General features: G+C 41.0%; 13 protein-coding genes. 5 read left to right on the forward strand and 8 right to left on the reverse strand.

The window, feature by feature from the left end:
• Positions 1 to 91: 91 nt before the first annotated feature.
• From FC093_RS03120 to FC093_RS03140, 5 genes are all read right to left on the reverse strand, one after another.
• A complete protein-coding gene (locus tag FC093_RS03120) occupies positions 92 to 2,779 on the reverse strand; it encodes a GH116 family glycosyl hydrolase (RefSeq protein ID WP_137260257.1) in 2,688 nt (895 codons plus the stop codon).
• A 74-nt stretch (positions 2,780 to 2,853) separates the two neighbouring features.
• A complete protein-coding gene (locus FC093_RS03125) occupies positions 2,854 to 3,360 on the reverse strand; it encodes an FKBP-type peptidyl-prolyl cis-trans isomerase (protein ID WP_137260258.1) in 507 nt (168 codons plus the stop codon).
• Between the two features lie 133 nt (positions 3,361 to 3,493).
• A complete protein-coding gene (locus FC093_RS03130; protein WP_137260259.1) occupies positions 3,494 to 4,654 on the reverse strand; it encodes a glycoside hydrolase family 172 protein in 1,161 nt (386 codons plus the stop codon).
• Between the two features lie 152 nt (positions 4,655 to 4,806).
• On the reverse strand, positions 4,807 to 6,546 hold the full coding sequence (locus FC093_RS03135) for a RagB/SusD family nutrient uptake outer membrane protein (protein ID WP_137260260.1): 1,740 nt from the start codon (positions 6,544 to 6,546) through the stop codon (positions 4,807 to 4,809).
• A 67-nt stretch (positions 6,547 to 6,613) separates the two neighbouring features.
• Positions 6,614 to 9,808: a SusC/RagA family TonB-linked outer membrane protein gene (locus FC093_RS03140; protein ID WP_137260261.1), complete on the reverse strand. Its 3,195-nt coding sequence runs from the start codon at positions 9,806 to 9,808 to the stop codon at positions 6,614 to 6,616.
• Between the two features lie 726 nt (positions 9,809 to 10,534).
• Here FC093_RS03140 and FC093_RS03145 point away from each other — a divergent pair.
• Both FC093_RS03145 and FC093_RS03150 read left to right on the forward strand, forming a co-directional pair.
• Entirely contained in the window at positions 10,535 to 11,377 is an 843-nt protein-coding gene (locus tag FC093_RS03145; protein ID WP_240743162.1) for an SDR family NAD(P)-dependent oxidoreductase, read from the forward strand.
• A 456-nt stretch (positions 11,378 to 11,833) separates the two neighbouring features.
• Complete coding sequence (locus tag FC093_RS03150; protein WP_170970977.1) at positions 11,834 to 12,196, forward strand: response regulator transcription factor; 363 nt, start codon at positions 11,834 to 11,836, stop codon at positions 12,194 to 12,196.
• Positions 12,197 to 12,289: 93 nt separating this feature from the next.
• Here the strand turns inward: FC093_RS03150 and FC093_RS03155 are convergent, their stop codons facing one another.
• A complete protein-coding gene (locus tag FC093_RS03155) occupies positions 12,290 to 12,826 on the reverse strand; it encodes a DinB family protein (protein WP_137260264.1) in 537 nt (178 codons plus the stop codon).
• A 357-nt stretch (positions 12,827 to 13,183) separates the two neighbouring features.
• On the opposite strand from FC093_RS03155, the gene FC093_RS03160 reads away from it, so the two are divergent.
• Positions 13,184 to 13,609 (forward strand): hypothetical protein, encoded by a 426-nt coding sequence (locus FC093_RS03160; protein ID WP_206106492.1) that lies wholly within the window; start codon positions 13,184 to 13,186, stop codon positions 13,607 to 13,609.
• A 152-nt stretch (positions 13,610 to 13,761) separates the two neighbouring features.
• Here the strand turns inward: FC093_RS03160 and nhaA are convergent, their stop codons facing one another.
• The gene (gene nhaA / locus FC093_RS03165) at positions 13,762 to 14,949 is read right to left on the reverse strand and encodes a Na+/H+ antiporter NhaA (protein WP_137260265.1); all 1,188 of its coding nucleotides are present in this window, start codon (positions 14,947 to 14,949) and stop codon (positions 13,762 to 13,764) included.
• Between the two features lie 188 nt (positions 14,950 to 15,137).
• On the opposite strand from nhaA, the gene FC093_RS03170 reads away from it, so the two are divergent.
• Both FC093_RS03170 and FC093_RS03175 read left to right on the forward strand, forming a co-directional pair.
• The gene (locus tag FC093_RS03170) at positions 15,138 to 17,552 is read left to right on the forward strand and encodes a bifunctional YncE family protein/alkaline phosphatase family protein (protein WP_137260266.1); all 2,415 of its coding nucleotides are present in this window, start codon (positions 15,138 to 15,140) and stop codon (positions 17,550 to 17,552) included.
• A gap of 577 nt (positions 17,553 to 18,129) precedes the next feature.
• A complete protein-coding gene (locus tag FC093_RS03175) occupies positions 18,130 to 19,662 on the forward strand; it encodes an alpha-L-arabinofuranosidase C-terminal domain-containing protein (protein ID WP_137260267.1) in 1,533 nt (510 codons plus the stop codon).
• A 14-nt stretch (positions 19,663 to 19,676) separates the two neighbouring features.
• Here the strand turns inward: FC093_RS03175 and FC093_RS03180 are convergent, their stop codons facing one another.
• Positions 19,677 to 20,246, reverse strand: coding sequence for a DUF1003 domain-containing protein (locus tag FC093_RS03180; RefSeq protein ID WP_137260268.1), 570 nt, complete (start codon positions 20,244 to 20,246; stop codon positions 19,677 to 19,679).
• Positions 20,247 to 20,397 lie beyond the last annotated feature (151 nt).

Below are 20,397 nucleotides of genomic sequence, written 5' to 3' on the forward strand. Positions count from 1 at the left end.
TTTGCAATCGTTTGTAAAACCAAAAATAGCTTAAACGTTTAAGTAAACAAAAAGATTTAAGAACTTTATTTGATCAATACTTTTAATGTTACTATAATTTACTCATAAATATTTTTAAGACTTTATCAACCTGTAACAATAATGGCTGTGCAAATGTTATTAATACTTTACTGTTATTGGTCGTGTATGTAAGTGAAATTCTTTCTTTACCTGCGGTTGCCACCACCTGTTTTACCGGTATATCATCCAACTTTGTAACACTTATTTTATTCAATTTTAAATGCCCGTACTTTATAATAATTGAATAGGTTTGCCCATCTTGTTGTTTGCTTTGTAAGTAGCTGCCCCAACCTTTTGCAGCAGTAAAGGGCGCTTTAAAATTATCTTTATTCCACTTAGGCGCAAATTGTATATATCCTTTAGGTCCATCATATTCAAACCCGCAGGCAGAGAGAAAAGTGCCATAGCTGGCCATTGCCCGTGCGTAATGATCGCTACATTCTATCTCATTAAAAGGGTTGCGCTTGAAAGCATGATACCGGTCGTGAATGGTTCTGGTGATCACCAGCGATTCCTCAATCATACCTTCTGCCATCATGTGCGATGCAACCTGGTGTTCAAAGCCCGTCATGCATTCGCTAAAATAACCTATCTGCCAGGCTTTGGCTTCTCCATAAGGCTTATCGTCTTTGTGCGGATTAGTATTCATCACCAGTCCGCCTTCACCTGCCAGTGCATAAAAGCGGCCACCCGGATGTTCTTTTATATAAGGTCCAACATCCGGCATATAGTTATACTTCCATAATGCCTGTAAAGCACTCATTGTTTTTTCTTTACTCAATATTCTGCCAAGTCCTGCCTGCCATGCCCAGGACTGCCCATATACCTGGTCGATATGGCAAGTATCATAAGAGCCGATCTCTTTTTTACCCACTTTTGGATCGGGGCGATGAATAAAGTATTCGCCATTGAAAAGCTGGCTTTCCATGTTTGCGCTTCCCTGCGCTGTATATTGCCTGCAAACAGCAGCAAAAGCCGTATCCTCCATCCCTTTTGCCATCTGCTCTCCGGCACTTACAGCAGCAATACATAAACCTACAATCCACGAAATTTCGCCGCTCCATAAGGCATCGAGTGTGTTCTCCAGCGGCGTATCTTCCATGCCATCTTTATTCTTATCCTGCGCAATGATAAAAGATACTGCTTTTTTTATTTTAGGCCAGTTATTCTTTAGCAGCGCATCGTCTTCCTGCATTAAATATTCTCTATAAATACGTAACACAGTTCCGGCTTGTCCGTCAATAGAAGGTCCTGAGCCTTCGCCGCGATACCGTATCATGCCGGTAGCCTCATCAAAAGAAATTCCTAAGTCCACACGTTCCCGCGTATCCCGCTCCAGTTCCGGAAAAATGCGCGACATAGCGTGTGCATATTGATACACATGATTGCATGTACCATAACAACAGCCTACACCTTCCCATGCATAAAACCTTCCTGACTTAAACCTGTGCGACGTAGTGGTAGCAAGGGCAGAAATGTTTAAAAAAGTCCTGTCTAAAAACCAATAGGGGAGCGTACTATCGTACCAGGTGTCTCTCCAGAGCAGCGTATGCTCTTTTAAAAATGGATACCGCTGTGCAATATGATTTGCAACTGCTGTTGAACTTTCAAAGCGGCTGGCATAATAATGTGAAGCGGCATCTGCAACCTCCTTTAGCTGGTCTTTGTTTAAAGACGCATTTGGCATAAACCAGGAGATAATAAAATCTGTAACTGCTGCTTCATTCTCTTTCAAAACATGCGTACTTGTTATAGCTGCTATTGGCGCATTAGCTACAGGACTAACAAGGTTTTTTACTATTTGAAAAGTATCCTTAGAATCGGTTGTTATATCGCCTGTGCAAAGGGCACTTTTATCAAGTGTTGCAAACGTCATATTGCCAAAATCTGCAGCGGTTTTGATCGCTTCATTTTGGGTAGTACATCCTAAAAAAACACTTGCTATATGTTTATCTTTTAATACCGTGTTTGCACGCTTAAAATCGGTTTTTTCTTTTTGAGTGTATTGTAATATTTTATTCTCCAGCCATCCGGTAATGTGAACTGTCAAAGGCTCGGATGACAGGTTTTTAACTGAAACAGATTGTATTGTGGCAGGCAGCCCGCTGTTATCAGCATCGCCCGCAATAAAAGGTGAAAAAGCTTGCAGCATCACTTCAACCGGCAGCCGCTGATCAATATATCTTATCGTTGCAATGGGATAGGTAGCTTCAAAAATAATTTCATCCCAGTCATCCTGATGAAGCCGCTTGGTAATCGTATCATTTTTTTGCCGGATAATTAATGCAATGCCCTGTTGTAAAGCATTTGTATTTACAGCCGGCTCAAGATATAAAGTGCCATGTATATTGTTGATTTCTTTGGCATTAAAACCTTCCAGTTGTATAGGCAGTGTTTTATTAACAGCCCCTAACTGATTTTGATTGAATATATCCCATACCCATAAACGTCCGTCGCCACCAACATATACGGTGCCGCAGCATATACCACCTGCAGGCATCCCGATATATCTAAGCTCGTTTTTTGTTTTTGAATAGGAGGTAACACTACCTCTTTCATACAGCGATTTTATCCAGTTTTTATCCAGCTTTTTATCTTCAGGAATGTTACCATTGGCAAAGTCATTTATCGTAAAAGGACCAGCAACAGGCATAAAACGCTGAAGCCCGGAGGCAGCAGCCAATATACCAGATTGCTTTAAGAATCTTCTTCTTTCCATTACTTACATCTTATTGGGCAATTGTATTACTGTATCATTCCTGTAAACAATTGTATAATTTAAAATGGTTGGAGCTAACAGCGGCACCCCGGACCGCAAGCTATATCTTTCAGTTCCTCATCAAGTGCAATACATTTATTTATCTCAGCAGCAAGTGCAGACCTGCGTTTAACGATTTTTATCTGTACAAGAATTGTTTTGCCAGCCCAAGGATGATTTGCATTTACATACACTTTATCATCCTGTATTTTGTAAATAATCCAGTTAAATCCATCATTAGTGCCGATGTCAATACAATCACCTGCTTCTAATAGTTCGCCATTTGTTTCTATATCTTCCAGCGACACCTCCCTTATTAATTCTTTATCTGGATAGCCATAAGCCTCTTCGGGAGTGAGTGAAAGCGTAAATTCATCTCCTACCTTACCGGCATCTACTGCCGCTTCAATTACCTCCGGTAAACAACCAGCTCCCTGTAGGTAAGAAAAAGGTTTATCATCACTGGTAGATTCCAGCAGTAAGCCGTGCTCCTCTTTGATAGTGAAATGAATAGATGTTACTGTTCTGTTTTGTAATAACATTTTCTACGCTGGTTAAAAGAAAATTTATCTTCGTTAATGAGCCTTATTTCAGAGGTGCAATAGCAGTTTTATCGTTGTTTTGCATGAACGTATCAATAAAACTGCTATTGCAAAGAGAGCCAAGCAATTGCTATTAATTTACCTCTAAATGATCTTTGTCGGGCAGTGTTGGAAATTTATTGTGCGGCTCTGTTTGATACCAATACACAACAGAAGCAATATCATCTTTTAGCGGCAGGTAACGCCCTTCGCTTCTCCATCCCAAAGCCTGTATTGTTACCTTTAAGTTCTTGTCAAATCGTATAGGATCCATTATATGCCAGCGGTACATGCCAAAGCGTTGTGCAATCTCATAATGTCCATCGCCTTTTATCACCTGGTGCAGCCCTGCATAAGGAGTTGAATATTCAGTATAATTTACTTCATCTACCCCATACTGATTTTTTTTACGGGTATCAAAATCATACGATCCAAGGAAGTAATCTTCTGTACCGGTGCCATTGATGGTCGGATATTCCGTATCCCCATCCATATAGAACTTAATTTCTCCTTCGCCCCACCAGCCATTGTTGTGGGCACCATAAGCTATATAAGTTCCTACATACTGACCTTTGCCCACAATACTATCTACAAGAACATAAGGTGTCTTTTCGGGCAAAGGATTTACTCTTCTGAACTGGGCATGAAAGTAACCGGCATCTTTTGGAACATCTGTCAATGTGTAATCTACCTGGTAATACAGTACCATGTCTTCGTTGTTGATGTTTTCCATGGTAATGCGGCATTTTTTGCGGAAAGGCATTGGCCAATAACAATTGAATGCACTACCCGGGTTTACATTAACGGCTAAAGAATTAATCTGCGCATATTTACCCCAACCCATGCAAAAGAAATCGCCTACAGGAACTTCCACAGAAGGTGTAGTTTCGTCGTCCCAATAAAAGCGAAGAATAGAATACCGCCAGTTGCCGGTAGGCGTCATCCAGATGTGTTGTATGGCACCAGGCCCGGTAATTTCCGCAACCGTAAAGGTTGTATGTGCTTTGATAACAACACTGGGACTCACTTTCCAGCCTTTGCCTAAATCTCTCGATGCCCTCTCTCCGGTGCCGGTGGTAGCCATGCCGCCTTTACCTTTTTCACCGGTAAAGTTTTCCGGGCTGATAGAGCGCGTTTTTGCATCGGATGTCATATAAATATTGCCCATACCCATATTTAGTCCGTTGAAACCGGATTGTGCAAAAGCACCATACGACAAAAAGCTGAGTGCAACGATTAGAAGTCTTTTTTTCATAGAATGTTTGTAATGGTTAATAAATGGTTTGAAATGAATGACTGAAATTATGCTCTTTTAGAACTGCTGTTAGCGTAACCAATTTTGATTTTTGCATTGTATCTATCAAAACATATAAAATGGCGCATAGCAAACGTGCCGGGAAGATAAAGTTAATAACCCGGATTTTGTTTATACACACCAAAAGAATAGTTCATCTGAGGCTGAGGAATCGGCATAAATTCGTCGCGACCAGCGGTAAAATGCCCATCTTTCATCCAGGGGCGGTTGCGCGGAAACTCTTTTGCGAAGTATGCGTTCAAGGTAGGTTCAGCAATACCCCAGCGAACCAGGTCGTACCATCTTACGCCTTCCATTGCAAACTCCAAACGATCTTCCCACATTAATGCTTTCCATGCAAAATCGGGGGTCCAGTGGCAATTTACGCCATCCTGATAAAGGCTGATTTTGTAAGGCAACGTAGGTGTGCCGTTAGCAAACTTTAACCGGTCTGTACTGTTGGCTGCGCGCTGACGTATTTCATTTATAATTGGCAATGCTTCCGGTGCTCTTCCAAGCTTAATTAATATTTCAGCTTTTTGCAATAAAACTCTGTCGTAGCGGATGGCGATTTCATTTTTTGAATTCCACATCCAGAAAAGATTTACCAGGCCAGGGCAATCGGATTCCACATTTTCTTTCAATGAATTGAAATAGCCATAGTTATTCGGGTCTCTTGCACCACTGCTGTCAAACAACAAATTCTGCTGGTATTTCCATGGTAAGCCCGGAATAGCAACGGTATGACCAATACGTGGATCCCAGTCATTGGTTGCAAAATAGGATTGTTTATTGGTTATTTCAGCATTATTAAAGTTGTCAAAGAGCGGTATCCCGTTTTCATCAACTCTAAAAGCATTCACCATGTCGTAAGATGCTTTATGAAAGTCGCAGCAGCTAAAGTAAGGCGGCCACCAGGGAGCATTTAATGGCGTGCCGCCATTTAAATTACCATTGGGCGTTCCATCTCCATGGGTATATTGCCATTCAAAAATAGATTCAGGCGAGCTGTTATCAAAAGAATATAAAAAGTTCTCCGCAAAGTCTGGTGCAAGACTGTATTTGCCGCTGTTAATAATCTCATCGGCAATAGTTAATGCCTCGGATAATCTATTCTGATTGATGTTTACTACCTGGTTCTGATCGTTTTGTTCGTAAGCCATCCACATCAGGCACTCCAGCATTTCTGCTTTGGCTGCATATTTTGTAGGGCGACCTGCTTCTGCCTGGGATTCGGGTAAAACGGCAGCGGCGGCAGCAAAATCGTCATAAATATGTTGCCATAAATACAAATCATTTTGTGCTGTATCAGGATGATTAGGAATTTTTGCAATAGAATCGTTCGTTACATTTTCATCAAAATAAGGAATCCATTTATACCATTTTTTCAGATCTAAAAAAAGATAACCTCTCAAAAAACGAACTTCTGCAATTCGTTGCTGTTTAAGCGGATATGCCGCTTCATCAATGGTATTTAAAGCTCTTAATGCAGTATTGCATCTCGATACACCTTCGTATTGGCCATACCAGATACCATCGTTATTGCCGGTACTTGGCGTATTAAGCGAAAATACTTCCCATTGATACCAGGGAATCTGGTCGCCAATACCACCGCCACCTTTATAAGAATCGTCCGATTTTATGTCGGCCAGCCACGGACTCATTTTTTGGTTGAGGATGAAACCGTGCGGTATCCAGGCGTAGGCCGAAAGTACAAGCCCATCTACATTCCCGGGTGTACTTACATTTTCTTCTGTCACTACACCTTGCGGCGTCACATCCAGGAACTTTTTGCAACTGGCTATTGAAAAAATGATTACTGATAACAGTATATAATTTGATAACTTTTTCATTTGTATCCGTTTTTATTTTTAGCGTCACCGGTAATTTGAAATGCTAAACATTGTTTTTATAAGATGATTAGAAAGATACCTCTACGCCTGCTTTGAAAACTTGTGGCCGTACGTAAGGATTAGCGTATGATGCTCCATCAGGTGTTTCGGGATCAGGGCCGGTAAATGATTTACTTTTGAGCATAATGAGATTTTCGGCCATTACATACAGGTAAAATCTGTCCATGCCTAATTTTGAGCTAAACGACTTTGGAAGATTATATCCCAACTGAATATTTCTGAGCTTTAAATACTGGCCGGGCTCGATAAAATAAGTAGATAACCTGAGTTCGTCATTTACATTATTCAAAGACAAAGCAGGAATGGTTGAACTGGTATTGGCAGGTGTCCACGCATCTAATACGCGTGTTGGGTGGTTGAAACCGTTTTGCACCCAAACATTCCAAAAGTCGCTGTACGTTTTCCAGCCATTATATACATTAACACCGGCTATACCTTGCCAGAACATAGACAGGTCAAAGCTTTTATACGTAAAGTTTAAGGAAAGTCCGTATTCAAATTTTGGAGTTGTGCCATTACCAATCCAGGTACGGTCATAATCATAATCTATTACACCGTCTGGTTTTCCATCAGGCCCCGAAATGTCTTTGTAACGAATCCTTCCGATGCCTTTACCTGGTTGTACCGGCGAGTTATCTACTTCCTCCTGGCTTTGAAAAATTCCATTTGTAACAAAGCCATAATAAGCACCCCAGGGATGGCCTGCAATACCGTCGCCCTTTTGACTGGTGCCACCCCAGGAATAAGTAACTGATTGAGGCAGGTCATTAACTACATTCTCATTATAGGCAATATTGCCGCGTACGGTATAGCTAAAATTTTTACCTGCATTACCCTGATAAGCTACAGAAAGTTCAACGCCTTTATTGGTCATATTGGCAGCATTAATATATTGATAAGCACCTTCACCAAAAGTTCCGAGGTATGGAGGTTCAATCAACATTCCATCTGTATGCTTTCTGTAGAAATCTAAAGAGCCTGATATTTTTTGATTAAGTAAACCGAAGTCGAGACCAATATTCGTTTGCGTTGTGGTTTCCCATTTCAAATCGTCATTTCCGGTATGCACTCTGTAATAACCGGAAGGAAGGCTGCCGGTTTCTAAACCGCCAATGCCGTAGGAAGTGAAGTTGTAATCGGAGCCAAAATACGTTCGCGCAGCTAATGAACTGATATTAGCCAAGCTACCGTTCCTGCCCCAGCTTGCCCTGATTTTTAAATCGGATATCGTTTTACTGTTTGCAAGAAAATCTTCCTTACTCAAACGCCATCCTGCAGCCAGCGCCGGGAATAACGCGAACCTGTTGTTCTTACCGAATTTGGAAGAACCATCATATCTTAATGAACCTGACAACAGGTACCTGGAATTATAAGAATAATTGAACTTTCCAAAGTAAGATAACAGGTTATACTTGTTGCCGCCACCACTCATAGACATATTGCCGGTTGCTGTACTTAAATAAGCATAATCATAATTCTGAAATGCAATGGTTTGCCTGTTTGCATCCATTGTTTCAGACACATATTTGTTTGCTTCCATGCCAGCTAATACATCCAGGTTATGTTTACCGGTATTCAATTTATAATTAAGTGTATTGGTAAGATCAAGTGTTGATTCCTTCCAATACCATTGGTCAATGCTACTGATAGGGTTGAATTTACCGCCACCTTCCTGGTACGTGAACTGAATAGTTCTATGATAACCATCTGTATAAACAAGGCCTAACTGAGAGTGGAAGGTGAAGTTTTTAAGGAACATTACATTGGCATGTACATCCCCATAAATTTTGTTGTATTTATTGTTGTTGTCTTTATTTAATGTAAGTCCTCTCACAGGGTTCCAGTAATCATCCATGCCTAATGCAACGGCAGAACCACCCCAGCCGCCATTTGTTGTATGCACCGGAATAATAGGCGGTTCCACCAATGCATCGTGCATTGCGTTCTGATCATTTATTATCATGTGCGATGCTTCTACATTTTCACCTATTGTAAAATGATCATTAATTACTTTATACTCTGTATTTACACGAACGGTAAATCTTTTCAACCCTGTATGAATCTGTGTTCCTTCGTTTTCTAAATAATTTAATGATAAGAGCGAAGTAGATTTATCGTTTCCACCGGAAATGGTAAGCTGATGATTTTGCTGAATACCTCTTTGCGAAATAGCATCTAACCAGTTGGTATTGCCAGCAATCATCGTAGAGTCGGCATTCAGGTATTTAACAGGGGTGAGTTTATCCAACACAGGAAAGCCATTAGCATCTTTATGCCATTCATAATCATAGATTTGCGTAACGGCATTCGGGTCTTGCCCATCATTTACTGCAGCTTGCCACAAGGCGCGCCCGTATTGATCTGTATTGAGCATCTGGGGTTTATTATTGAATTCTGCAAAACCAACAGAGCCGCTGTAAGCAATTTTAGCTTTACCTGCCTGCCCTTTTTTAGTTTGAATAAGAATTACCCCGGCGCCGCCTTGTGTTCCATAAATACTGGCAGAATAAGCGTCCTTTAATATTTGCATAGATGCGATATTATCAGGATTGATATCTCTCAAATTCATATAGCTTGGTACACCATCTATTACAATTAATGGATTGGCTCCGTTTAAAGAGGTAAGTCCTCTCACCTGTATGCCAACGTTGCCTGCTGCGGGGTTGCCATCGGTAGTAATGTGCAAGCCTGGAACTACACCCTGCAACGATTGCATCACATTGCTGGCGCCATGATTTTTGCTTAATTCTTTTGGAGTAACAACAGCAACCGCTCCGGTTAAATCTGCTTTTTTCTGCGTCATATAACCGGTAACAATTACCTCATTAAGGTTTGAAGCCGATGCCTCTTTCAAGGTAATATTAATCGGGTTTTCGGAGCCTACCGTTATTTCCTGGGGAGCTTTACCTAAATAGGAAATTTCCAAAACCTGTCCTTTTTTGACGCTAATGGAAAAACTGCCATCAGCACCGGTGCTTGTACCAATTGCAGTGCCTTTAATTTGTACAGTAGCACCCTGCAAAGGCTGGGAATTCTCATCGGTAATGGTGCCGGTAATTGTTTGTTGCTGTGCATAGAGTGATGATTGCGACAACAGCAGAAATGCAAAAAGCAATAATATACAATACTTTAGCTTTAAAAGCCATCTCTTTTGAAAGAGCAGGAAAAGCAACGGTTTTCCTCCTGACAAGTGTTTTCTCATAGCATTTGATTTTTAAGATGAATAAGCATGTTTAAGATATATGCAAGCTTTTACTTAATCGTTTAAGCAAACAGGTAAAAAAATAAGTGTCCGGTCCGATGATTATGAGATCAATTACCTTTCTCATAACCACCAAACAAGTGCTGAATAGATAACTCAGCACAAGTATGTAGTTTCTCCATCCACTGTAATGGGTAGAGACAGTTATCCACCAAAATTTATTTACCTGATCAATACATAATGATCCAAATTGTTTTATCAGTTCTGTTTGTGTTGAAATACCGGCAGAAGATATTAGAAAGCCATCCGGTAAATCGGTAGTAATAATGCTGCTAAATTCAAATAGTACTAAAGTTGCATGCCATTGCTGCCACTACGTGAAGTTTTTCATAAGGTAATTCCTTAATCGTTTAAGCAATCATTTAGCCAATCAAAATATTTGTGTAAAAGTATTCCTTAATCGTTTAAGCAAACAAAAAAGCTACTTCTTCTTTTTTAACATTTTGCTCTTGAAAATTGACCTGTTTGTCTTTTGCAAGGCAATGAAAGCGGTGCAATGCACGCTATGTTATTATTTTGTATGCATCCGAAAAAAACACCACAGCAGGGTTGGTGATATTTGATACCTGATATAGGAAGCAGCAGCTTGTCAAGCCACAAAGTATGGCAAGTGCATTTGGATATTTATATTAAAAGTACTAAAAAGAGAACGGTATTAAAGGATTGATGCTTGAATGCTTTGCATTGAAACTGCACAAGCCTGCCGCAGATAAATTGAATTGTTATACAACTAATAAAGATAAACCTATGTTTAGTTTGCAACAGAAAATAGCAGTAGTTACCGGCGCCGGCAGTGGTATTGGCAAGGCAGTCGCCCTGTTATTTGCAAAGCAGGGTGCTCAGGTGTATGTAGCCGATATTAATAAAGAGCAGGCCGATGCAACGGTTAATGAAATCAGCAGCAGCGGTGGTACCGCCCAAAGCCTGGTATGCAATGTGGCCAAGCAAAAAGAAACACAGGATGCTTTTGCAACCTTTAGCCATATTGATATACTGGTAAACAGTGCCGGCATATCGCACATTGGCAAGGCAGAAGATACTACCGAAGAAGATTTTGACAGGATATATAATGTAAATATAAAAGGTGTTTACAACTGCATTAAAGCTGCACTGCCCAGGATGAAAGAGAAGGGTGGCATAATACTCAATCTTGCCTCTGTTGCCAGCAGTGTTGGCTTGCCCGACAGGTTTGCGTACAGTATGAGCAAAGGTGCAGTAGTGGGTATGACCTTATCGGTGGCAAAGGACTATCTGAAAGATAATATCCGGTGCAACTGTATTTCGCCGGCACGTGTGCATACGCCATTTGTAGATGGTTTTCTGAAAAAAAATTATCCCGGCAAAGAAGCGGAAATGTTTGATAAATTGTCTAAAACACAGCCCATCGGCCGTATGGCAAAGCCCGATGAAATTGCCTGCCTGATCTTATACCTGTGCAGCGATGAAGCATCCTTCATTACGGGCAATGATTATCCCATTGACGGTGGTTTTGTTAAGCTGAATAATTAAAGCAGACCTCCTGAATCAGCTTATCATTTTCTTTTGTGAATAGTGAGTAAACAGCTTGGGATACTCGCAACAGGCTACTCTCCACTCACAAAGAATATTGTACTGATGAGGTTGCTTGTAGTATTTTTTACAACGTGTTTTATATACTAACATTATTGCGGGCTTGTGTACATTATTGCACTCTGGCAACAATTCACCCTGTTGCACAATGGGGAAAAATGTTGTAATTGAATGAAACACAAATAATAAAAGTAATTGTTTACTGCCCCACAAATAGTTTAGTATAAATTTTGTTGCAAGAATTTAGCTCTGCGCTCCAACAGTTTTTTATTCGTTATCAAACGGTTGCGGCGATAAGTCCGCCTTTTGCTGTTTTTATACTGATAATACTGCATTAAAGGCATAATTAATGCTGCAAAAAAATACACCCACTCGGCTTATTTGAAAAATATGGCAATGAACAAAATTCTGGTAGTAGATGATGATCTGGATATATTGGAAGTGCTCAAGTTTCTTTTGAGAAAGAACGGCTATGAGGTTGTGTTATTATCCGAAGCTCAACGGGTGATTGAAACTACAAAGGAAGCTCAGCCGGACATTATATTGCTGGATATTAATCTGTCGGGCTACGATGGCAGGGAAATCTGTAAATACTTGAAAACAACGCTGAAGTTAAAAACGCCTGTTATTCTCTTTTCTGCCAACGTCTCTTACAAGTCTTCTTACAAGGAATACTATGCAGATGACTTTTTGGAAAAGCCGTTTGAAGTAAAAAAATTGCTGAGCATTTTGCGCTCGCACCTGCCGGTGAAAGCATAAACTGCCGGTTAAACAAACAATACCGCATGGTGGGCTGCTACAATGTGAGTGTTTGTTTCTTGTTAATGCGAATAATGCGAAGCACTGTAACTATTAATTGTTGTCTGTTTTCAAAAAAACGTCAATCCTTTTCTTTTGTCTCAAATGATGGCGAAAATGCATCTCCGTAAACTGCAGCCATTCACGGGCATTAAAATAGCCCAATCCTGGGTGTTTTGTTTTGCCATTATACAGATTGTTTGAAATTAGTGTTTCAACATTCCTGAATTCATCTGTTAATTTCATTAAGCCATTGGTTAACTGCTCTTTATTAGCTGGTTGTGGCGTATGGGCATTGGAGGGAGGCCCACTGAGTAGTTTATCTGGAAAGCTATTATGCAGAAACATTAGTTTAGCTGCGTCTGTTGCCTCTTCCGTTGCATAATCGTTGGTAGATGAGCAGATTGTTACTTGCTTAATAAAGTAACCCGTAGTCTCTAAAAGATGCATATATACTTGTCCAAGCGACCAGCTACCTGGCGATGGTTTAGTACACAACTGAACGAAGTTGTATTGTGCTAACGCTTGTATCCAAGTGTTGGTCGTGCGTTTAAAATCTTCAATTAATGTGCTTGCATCCTTTTTATCCATAGTGCAAAATAAAAGAGAAGAATCAGGTAGTGTTCCGGAATGTAAGATGGTTTAAAAGATCTATGCTATTTGAAAAAGCATTTATTTGTATGGTATTGATAAATTTAGAAAATAAGAATGTCTGTTCACCTTATTTATGGTCCCTTTTAAGCCATCTTACTTTTTAAAACACTAACCGATAAATTAATATCAGGAGTAATGTTTGTATCCAAGCATATAGGATAACAATATGCATCTGCTATAGGCCGGTGAAAAGCGGAATGATATATGCAGATATCTCATAAACCATTTAAAGACTTAGCTTTATAAAATTTATAAGAACATTTTAGCAAGAAAAGATTTACAAAACTTACTTCTATGGAAAATGCTACATTCAACATTCCGGTGAAAACCTTGCTGGTAATATGCTCGCTTTTGTTGTTGTCTTCCTGTGCCAAAAAGCTGCATTTTGCCACTTCTACCGTAGTGCCTGCAGCCGAAGGCACGGTAAAGTATAAAAAAGACGACAATGGTAACTATGCCATTAGTGTAAAAATTGTAAACCTCGCTGATCCTAAAAAATTAGTTCCATCCAAAAACACGTATGTATTGTGGATGGAAACAGACCGGAGTAATGTACAAAATTTAGGACAAATTAACTCTTCGAGTGGCTGGTTTTCGAGCACGCTTAAAGCCTCGCTGGAAGCGGTTACACCTTATAAGCCAAGAAGTTTTTTTGTAACTGCCGAAGATAATGCTACCGTTACCTATCCAAGCCCGCAGGTGGTTTTAAGAACGCAATAATGCCTGTTTACAGTTTTTATTAACTTTTTTAATTATAGTGTAACTACAGCAAATTGTATATCAACAGGCATACAATTATTGCCTCATTTATCCTTGTACCAAATGTTGTTTGTTGTTAGGCCCCGCAATATCTCTTATTACATACAAAAGCATTATGCCTGAACATCTTTTCTTTTAGCTGCATAAGCATTGATATTAAAAATAAGCAAGCCCGTAATTGCCGACAACGCTGACGCTATCAAAATGCTTAACTTGGAAGTAATAATTGTTTGCTCGTCGTTAAACGCCAGGTTACTGATAAACATAGACATGGTAAACCCAATGCCACCTAAAAAACCCAATCCCAGTAGTGACCGCCAGGTAATGCCTTCCTGCAAACTGGCCTTGCCCGTTTTGGTAAGCAGGTAAGGAAAAAGAAATATGCCGCTTACTTTACCTATGAACAAACCGAAGATAATGCCCAGTGCGTTAGCGCCTGAAAGCGTGTTTGCAATACTGCCGCCAGGCAGTGGAATAGCGGTATTCACAAGCGCAAAAATGGGAACAATAATAAACGTTACAGGCTTGTGCAAGGCATGTTGCAATTTATAAGAAATGTTTCTTCCCCTGGTGTTAAACGGAATAGCAAAGCCCAGCAACACGCCGGCAATAGTGGCGTGTACGCCAGACTTTAATAAACAATACCACATTACAATGCCCGGTATAATATACAAAAACAGCCGTTTTATTTGCAGCTTATTAAACACGAGCAGGAGCAAAAAAATACCAAGTGCTGCTCCTAAATGAATGAACGAAATGGTGCTGGTATAAAAGAAGGCAATGACGAGTACTGCACCAATATCATCAATAATGGCTAAGGCTGCAAGAAATACCTTTACCGCCGTAGGCACTTTATTGCCGGCCAGCGAAAGAATGCCCAGCGCAAATGCAATATCGGTAGCCATAGGTATGGCAAAGCCCGACTGTGTTGGCGTGCCATGATTAAATGCAAAATGAATAAGGGAAGGAACAATCATGCCGCCAATAGCTGCTGCCACGGGCAGGATTGCGCTGCTGAAGCTGGCTAATTCGCCAATCAGCAATTCGCGCTTTACTTCCAGCCCAACCATTAAAAAAAATATTGCCATCAAGCCATCATTTACCCATTGCTCTATAGAAAGGTTAAGCGCTACACCAACAAAGGAAAGATTTATAGTGCGGTGCATGAAGTGTATGTAAGATGCACCTACTGATGAATTGGCAATAATGAGCGAAATAATAGTGCAGAAGAGAAGAAATAAGCCGGCAATTTTTTCACTTTCAAAAAAACGCTTAAATACATCAGTAAACTTGTCGATCATTCTTATAGCTTTTACAGGGTCTGAAAAATAAAATAATTGTTCATATCCGGCGTGTGCAAGGTAATTATTTAAAATTGGGGTAATAGTAAGTGTGCAGGTACAATCATTCAGACAGCTTCACTTGTTTGCAATAAATTCTTACATCAGCAATAGCAGGTATTGTAAGTTTGCATATATAAACGTGCTTTATGAAAAAGCTGTTCACCTCGTTTTTGCTGCTTGCCACTTTTATTGTTTATGCACAGTCAGACTTATCTATTCATCGTATTAGTCTGCCCAATGGCTGGAGCTTATCGCCGGTGGGTAAATCGTTGGAATTGGGCGATTTGCCACTCAACATTGCAGTGTCTTCAACCAAAAAATATTTAGCCGTTACCAACAACGGGCAAAGCACGCAAACCATCCAGTTGATAGATGTGGCGAATAAAAAGGTGCTCGATAATGTAGTTATTCCTAAAAGCTGGCTGGGCTTGCATTTCAGTGCCAACGAAAAGTACTTGTATGCTTCGGGTGGTAACGACAACTGGATATTAAAATATGCCATCAGCAATAATAAGCTGGTATTGCAAGACAGTATTTTGCTGGGCAAAAAATGGCCCGTGCGCATATCGCCAGCCGGTATAGCATTGAACGATGCTACGCAAACCATATATGTAGTTACCAAAGAAAATAACAGCCTGTACACCATTGATTTAAAAACAAAACAGCCCGATTCGCTGAAGCTCGGTGCCGAAGCCTATACGTGTTTATTATCGCCCGATAAAAAAGAACTGTATATTTCACTTTGGGGCGGCGATAAAATTTTAATATATAATACCCTTCAAAAAAAGCTTACCGATAGTATTGCTGTTGGCGATAACCCCAATGATATTTGCTTAACTAAAAGCGGAAAATATTTGTTTGTTGCCAATGCCAACGACAACAGCGTTTCGGTAATAGATATTAAGAACAGGAAGGTCATAGAAACCTTAAATGCTGCCTTGTATCCCAATGCGCCCGCTGGATCTACCACCAACAGTGTTGCCTTGAGCAGCGATGAAAAAACATTATACATTGCCAATGCCGACAACAATTGCTTAGCCGTGTTTGATGTAAGCAAGCCCGGCTCCAGCCAGTCGAAAGGTCTTATTCCCGTGGGCTGGTATCCAACCTGTGTGCGGGTAGTTGGCAATACCATTTTTGTTGCCAATGGCAAAGGCTTCACTTCCTTGCCCAACCCCAATTATCGCCCCTTCGATACCAGCAAAACAACTGCATCTGCTTACCAAAAAGGTACGTTGCGCGATGAATATATTGGTGGTTTGTTCACCGGCACGCTCAGTTATTTTCCGGCACCTACGCCGTTGCAGTTGAGTCAATATTCAAGGCAGGTGTATGGAAACACACCTTATAATAAAGAAAAAGAAATGCAAGCTGCAGGCGAGCCGGACAATCCTATTCCTATGAAAGTTGGTGATACATCGCCTATTAAATATGTGTTTTATATTGTTAAAGAAAACCGGACGTACGACCAGGTATTGGGCGATATGAAAGAAGGTAATGGTGATACCAGCCTGTGTTTGTTTGGCGAAAAAATAACACCCAACCTGCACGCACTGGCAAGGGAGTTTGTATTGCTCGATAACTTTTATGTAAATGCCGAAGTAAGCGCCGATGGACACAACTGGAGCCTGGGTGGCTATGCTGATGATTATTTGGAAAAAACATGGCCAACCAGCTATGGTGGCCGTGGCGGAACGTATGATGGCGAAGGCAACCGGGAGATTGCCAATAACAAAGGTGGCTTTATATGGAATAATGCGGCGCGTGCTGGTGTAAGCTACCGCACCTATGGCGAATTTGTGGATGATTACAAGCCAAACATTCCAATACTGAAAAATCATTTTTGCCAATATTATACAAGTTGGGATCAAATGGTAAGAGACACTACCCGGGTAGGGCAGTGGAAGCGCGATTTTGACTCGTTAGTGGCACACAACGCATTACCGCAACTCAATACATTACGCATCATCAACGATCATACAGAAGGTTTGCGCAAAGGCCGACCTACCCCTTTTGCACATTGTGCCGATAACGATCTGGCAGTAGGTATGTTTGTAGATTATTTAAGCAAAAGCCCGGTATGGAAAGAAAGTGTTGTATTTATAGTGGAAGACGATGCGCAGGATGGACCAGACCACATAGATGCGCATCGCAGTACGGCATATCTGGCAGGTGGTTTTGTAAAGCGCCATTATATAGATCACACCATGTATTCTACCACTTCGGTGTTACATACGATCGAGCTAATATTGGGTATGCCGCCCATGAGCCAGTACGATGCCGCCGCAGAACCCATGTGGCGCTGTTTTGCCAATACGCCTGATCTTACACCGTTTAATACAAAGCCGTCGCAGGTAGATATTAATGAAAAAAATGTGGTAGAAAATGCCTGGCAGCGTAAGAGTGAAGGCTTTGATTTTTCGGGTGAAGACCGCATACCCGACCGCGAGTTTACCGAAGTGATTTGGAAGGCAGTAAAAGGAGAAAACGCCATTGTTCCTGCACCAAAAAGGGCGGCTTTTGTAAAGCTGAGTGGAGAGGAAGAAGACGATGATGATTAAGTACAGTTTTTACCTGAATAGAAATAAGTTTTTTGAGAGGGGAAGCGCATATTTGTGGAAGAAATGCTTGCTTGTTCAGTTTAATTCAATTGTTAAAGATTGCTTTTGTCATCTTGCAGGTTGGCGAGAAGGAGCATTTGTGGATTACAGAAAAATCATTCTCTGCATAAACTTTGATTTATAATTTGCTGCCTAAAACTTCTTAATTACTTAACACACTGTTGCCGCTGAGTTTCCATCTCCTTGCGACATTTGTGACGGAAAGCTTTTTTCATGTGTAATGTTGCCTGGTAGTCTTATCAGGCTTTTTATTACTTACGTGTTACCCGCCGGTATTATTTTCAATTAAGTAACGTACCAGGCTGTTTGCTCGTTACGCTCAGCTCAAGACTCACTGCCCGCAGCTTACATAATTTATTTAAACCGTTATACGATATAAGCAATCTGCATTATTCATCACACTCCCTATCTTTACTCACAACTCATAATAGTTGCGACTCCTTTATTAAACATACGCTTATCAGTATGGGAAGTTTGTAACATGCTATGTTTTATTTTCTAACAACAGCCATATAATATGCAGAGAAGAAGCTTTATTAAAATGACAGGATTAAGTAGTGCATCCATTGCAGTAAGCAACAGTGTAGCAGCATCGGTACTCCGTCCTTCCCAGACTACTATTGAAATAGACCCAAAGCCATTGTTTTCTTTAAGTTCGCACTTGTATATGCAGTTTATGGAGCCACTCGGCACAACCGATAGCTCTGTAGAAGCGGCCTGGGATCATGCAAAGGAAGACTGGAAACCTACTATTATTGAAGTAACCAAAGAATTGTCGCCCGCTATGATGCGCTGGGGTGGCAACTTTAGTGCATATTACAAATGGCGCGAAGCCGTAGGCCCACGCGATAAAAGAGTGCCACTGCTCAATACCGATTGGGGTGGCATAGAAACCAACCAGATTGGTACTGCAGAATTTGTAGATTTTTGCAGGCGCATTGGCAATGCCGATCCTTTGGTATGTGTCAATTTTGAATCGGATGGTTTGCCACGATATGCTGTTAATGGCAAGGGCGAGAACCGGGTTGGCGACAGTAAAGAAGCGGCTGCATGGGTAGATTACTGCAACAATCCTTCTAACAAAGAAAGAATCAGTCATGGCTTTAAAGCGCCTTTAACCATCAACTATTGGCAGTTGGGCAACGAAACGTCTTACCGTCCCGGCAAAGGTTTTGACAATCTTACGGCTGCAAAAAAAACGGTGGAATTTGCAAAAGCCATGCGTGCCATTGACCCCAACTTAAAGCTTATTGGCTGGGGCGATAGCGGCTGGTCGAAAATACTGGTAGAAGAGGCCGGACAGCACATCAACTATATTGCTTTTCATCACATGTTCGATCCCGGCGAAGGCATAAAAGATTCACCCGTGCGCAACAATGAGTACCGGAAAGATCCGGCGGCTACCTGGGAAGTATTGATGAATGGCTATAAGGTGCACGAAAAAAAGATAAATAAAATGCGCGAAGAAACAGCCGCTTACAACATACCATTAGCTTTAACCGAATGTCACTACAGCATTGAAGGTAGAAACCGTTGCGAAGTGCTGTCGTCGTGGGCTGCCGGCGTATCTTATGGCAGAATCATGAATCTGCACGAGCGCAATGGCGATGTATTGAAAATTGGGACTATGGCTGACTTCTGCGGCACCCGCTGGCAGGTAAATGCCGTAATGATTCCGGTGCCTCATGGCGAAGCATTTATGATGCCTACGGCAAAGGTGATGCACCTGTACAGGCATCATACCGGAAAGGATTTTGTTGGCGTAAAAGGTATGCCGGCAGATTTGGATGTTACATCCAGCCGCACCGGCAATACTATCTTTTTACACGTAGTAAATACCAACCGCACCAAAGCAGTGGATACTTCATTTCATGTAAGTAATATGCGTATCACATCGGGCAAAGCTTATGAAATTGCGGCCGACCCAACAATTGAAATTATGTCTGCAGCCAATGATCCAATGAAGCCAAAAGAAAGAAATGTTGATATAGATGCGCCTTTTAGCTTCTCACCGGCGTCGGTTACGGCTGTAGAGCTTACTGTTGCATAATCTGTATGCAATTCTCATTTATTTTCTGATGGCAGGTTTGCACATAAAATGGCTATTTTATTGTGCACTTCGTTCAACAGGTTAAACTGTTTTTCCTGTATGGCATACAGGGTTTTGATTTGCTCTTCCAGCAGCAAGTCCATTTTCTCATGCAAACTTCTTACCTCCAGTTCTGCTTTCAGATTTATCATATAGTCGTTTTCGGCGCGCATACGGTCTTTTTCTTCCTGCCGGTTTTGGCTCATCATAATAATAGGCGCCTGCAAAGCGGCAATGCAAGAAAGAACGAGGTTCATTAAAATAAACGGATAGGGATCAAAGCGAAAAGCCGTTAAAGCCAGCGTGTTGAATACTATCCATACAATCAGTATGGCAGTAAACGTAATGATAAACTTCCAGCTACCTCCAAAGCGCGCCACCTTATCCGATATTTTTTGCCCACGCGATAAAATTTCCTGCGGTGGATTTTTAAGGTTATTCACAATCAGCCCTTCTTCCTCCATTGTCTTTGCCACAATATTGTGCAGCCTTTTTAGTTGTGCATTTTGTGCTTCAAATATTTCCTGTATCTCGTTTGTTTCCATTGTATTTAATAATTTATGGTATTACAATTCTGTTACCGGGTGCGGTAAACATTGCCAAAACAACTCTGTAAAGCTGTACAATTTTTTTCATCGGCATAATAGCAGCTAAAAATTTACAGCTATTGTATAATAGCTGGCTTACAAATTATCG

Source organism: Ilyomonas limi (genome assembly GCF_005233845.1).
Lineage (GTDB): Bacteria > Bacteroidota > Bacteroidia > Chitinophagales > Chitinophagaceae > Ilyomonas > Ilyomonas limi.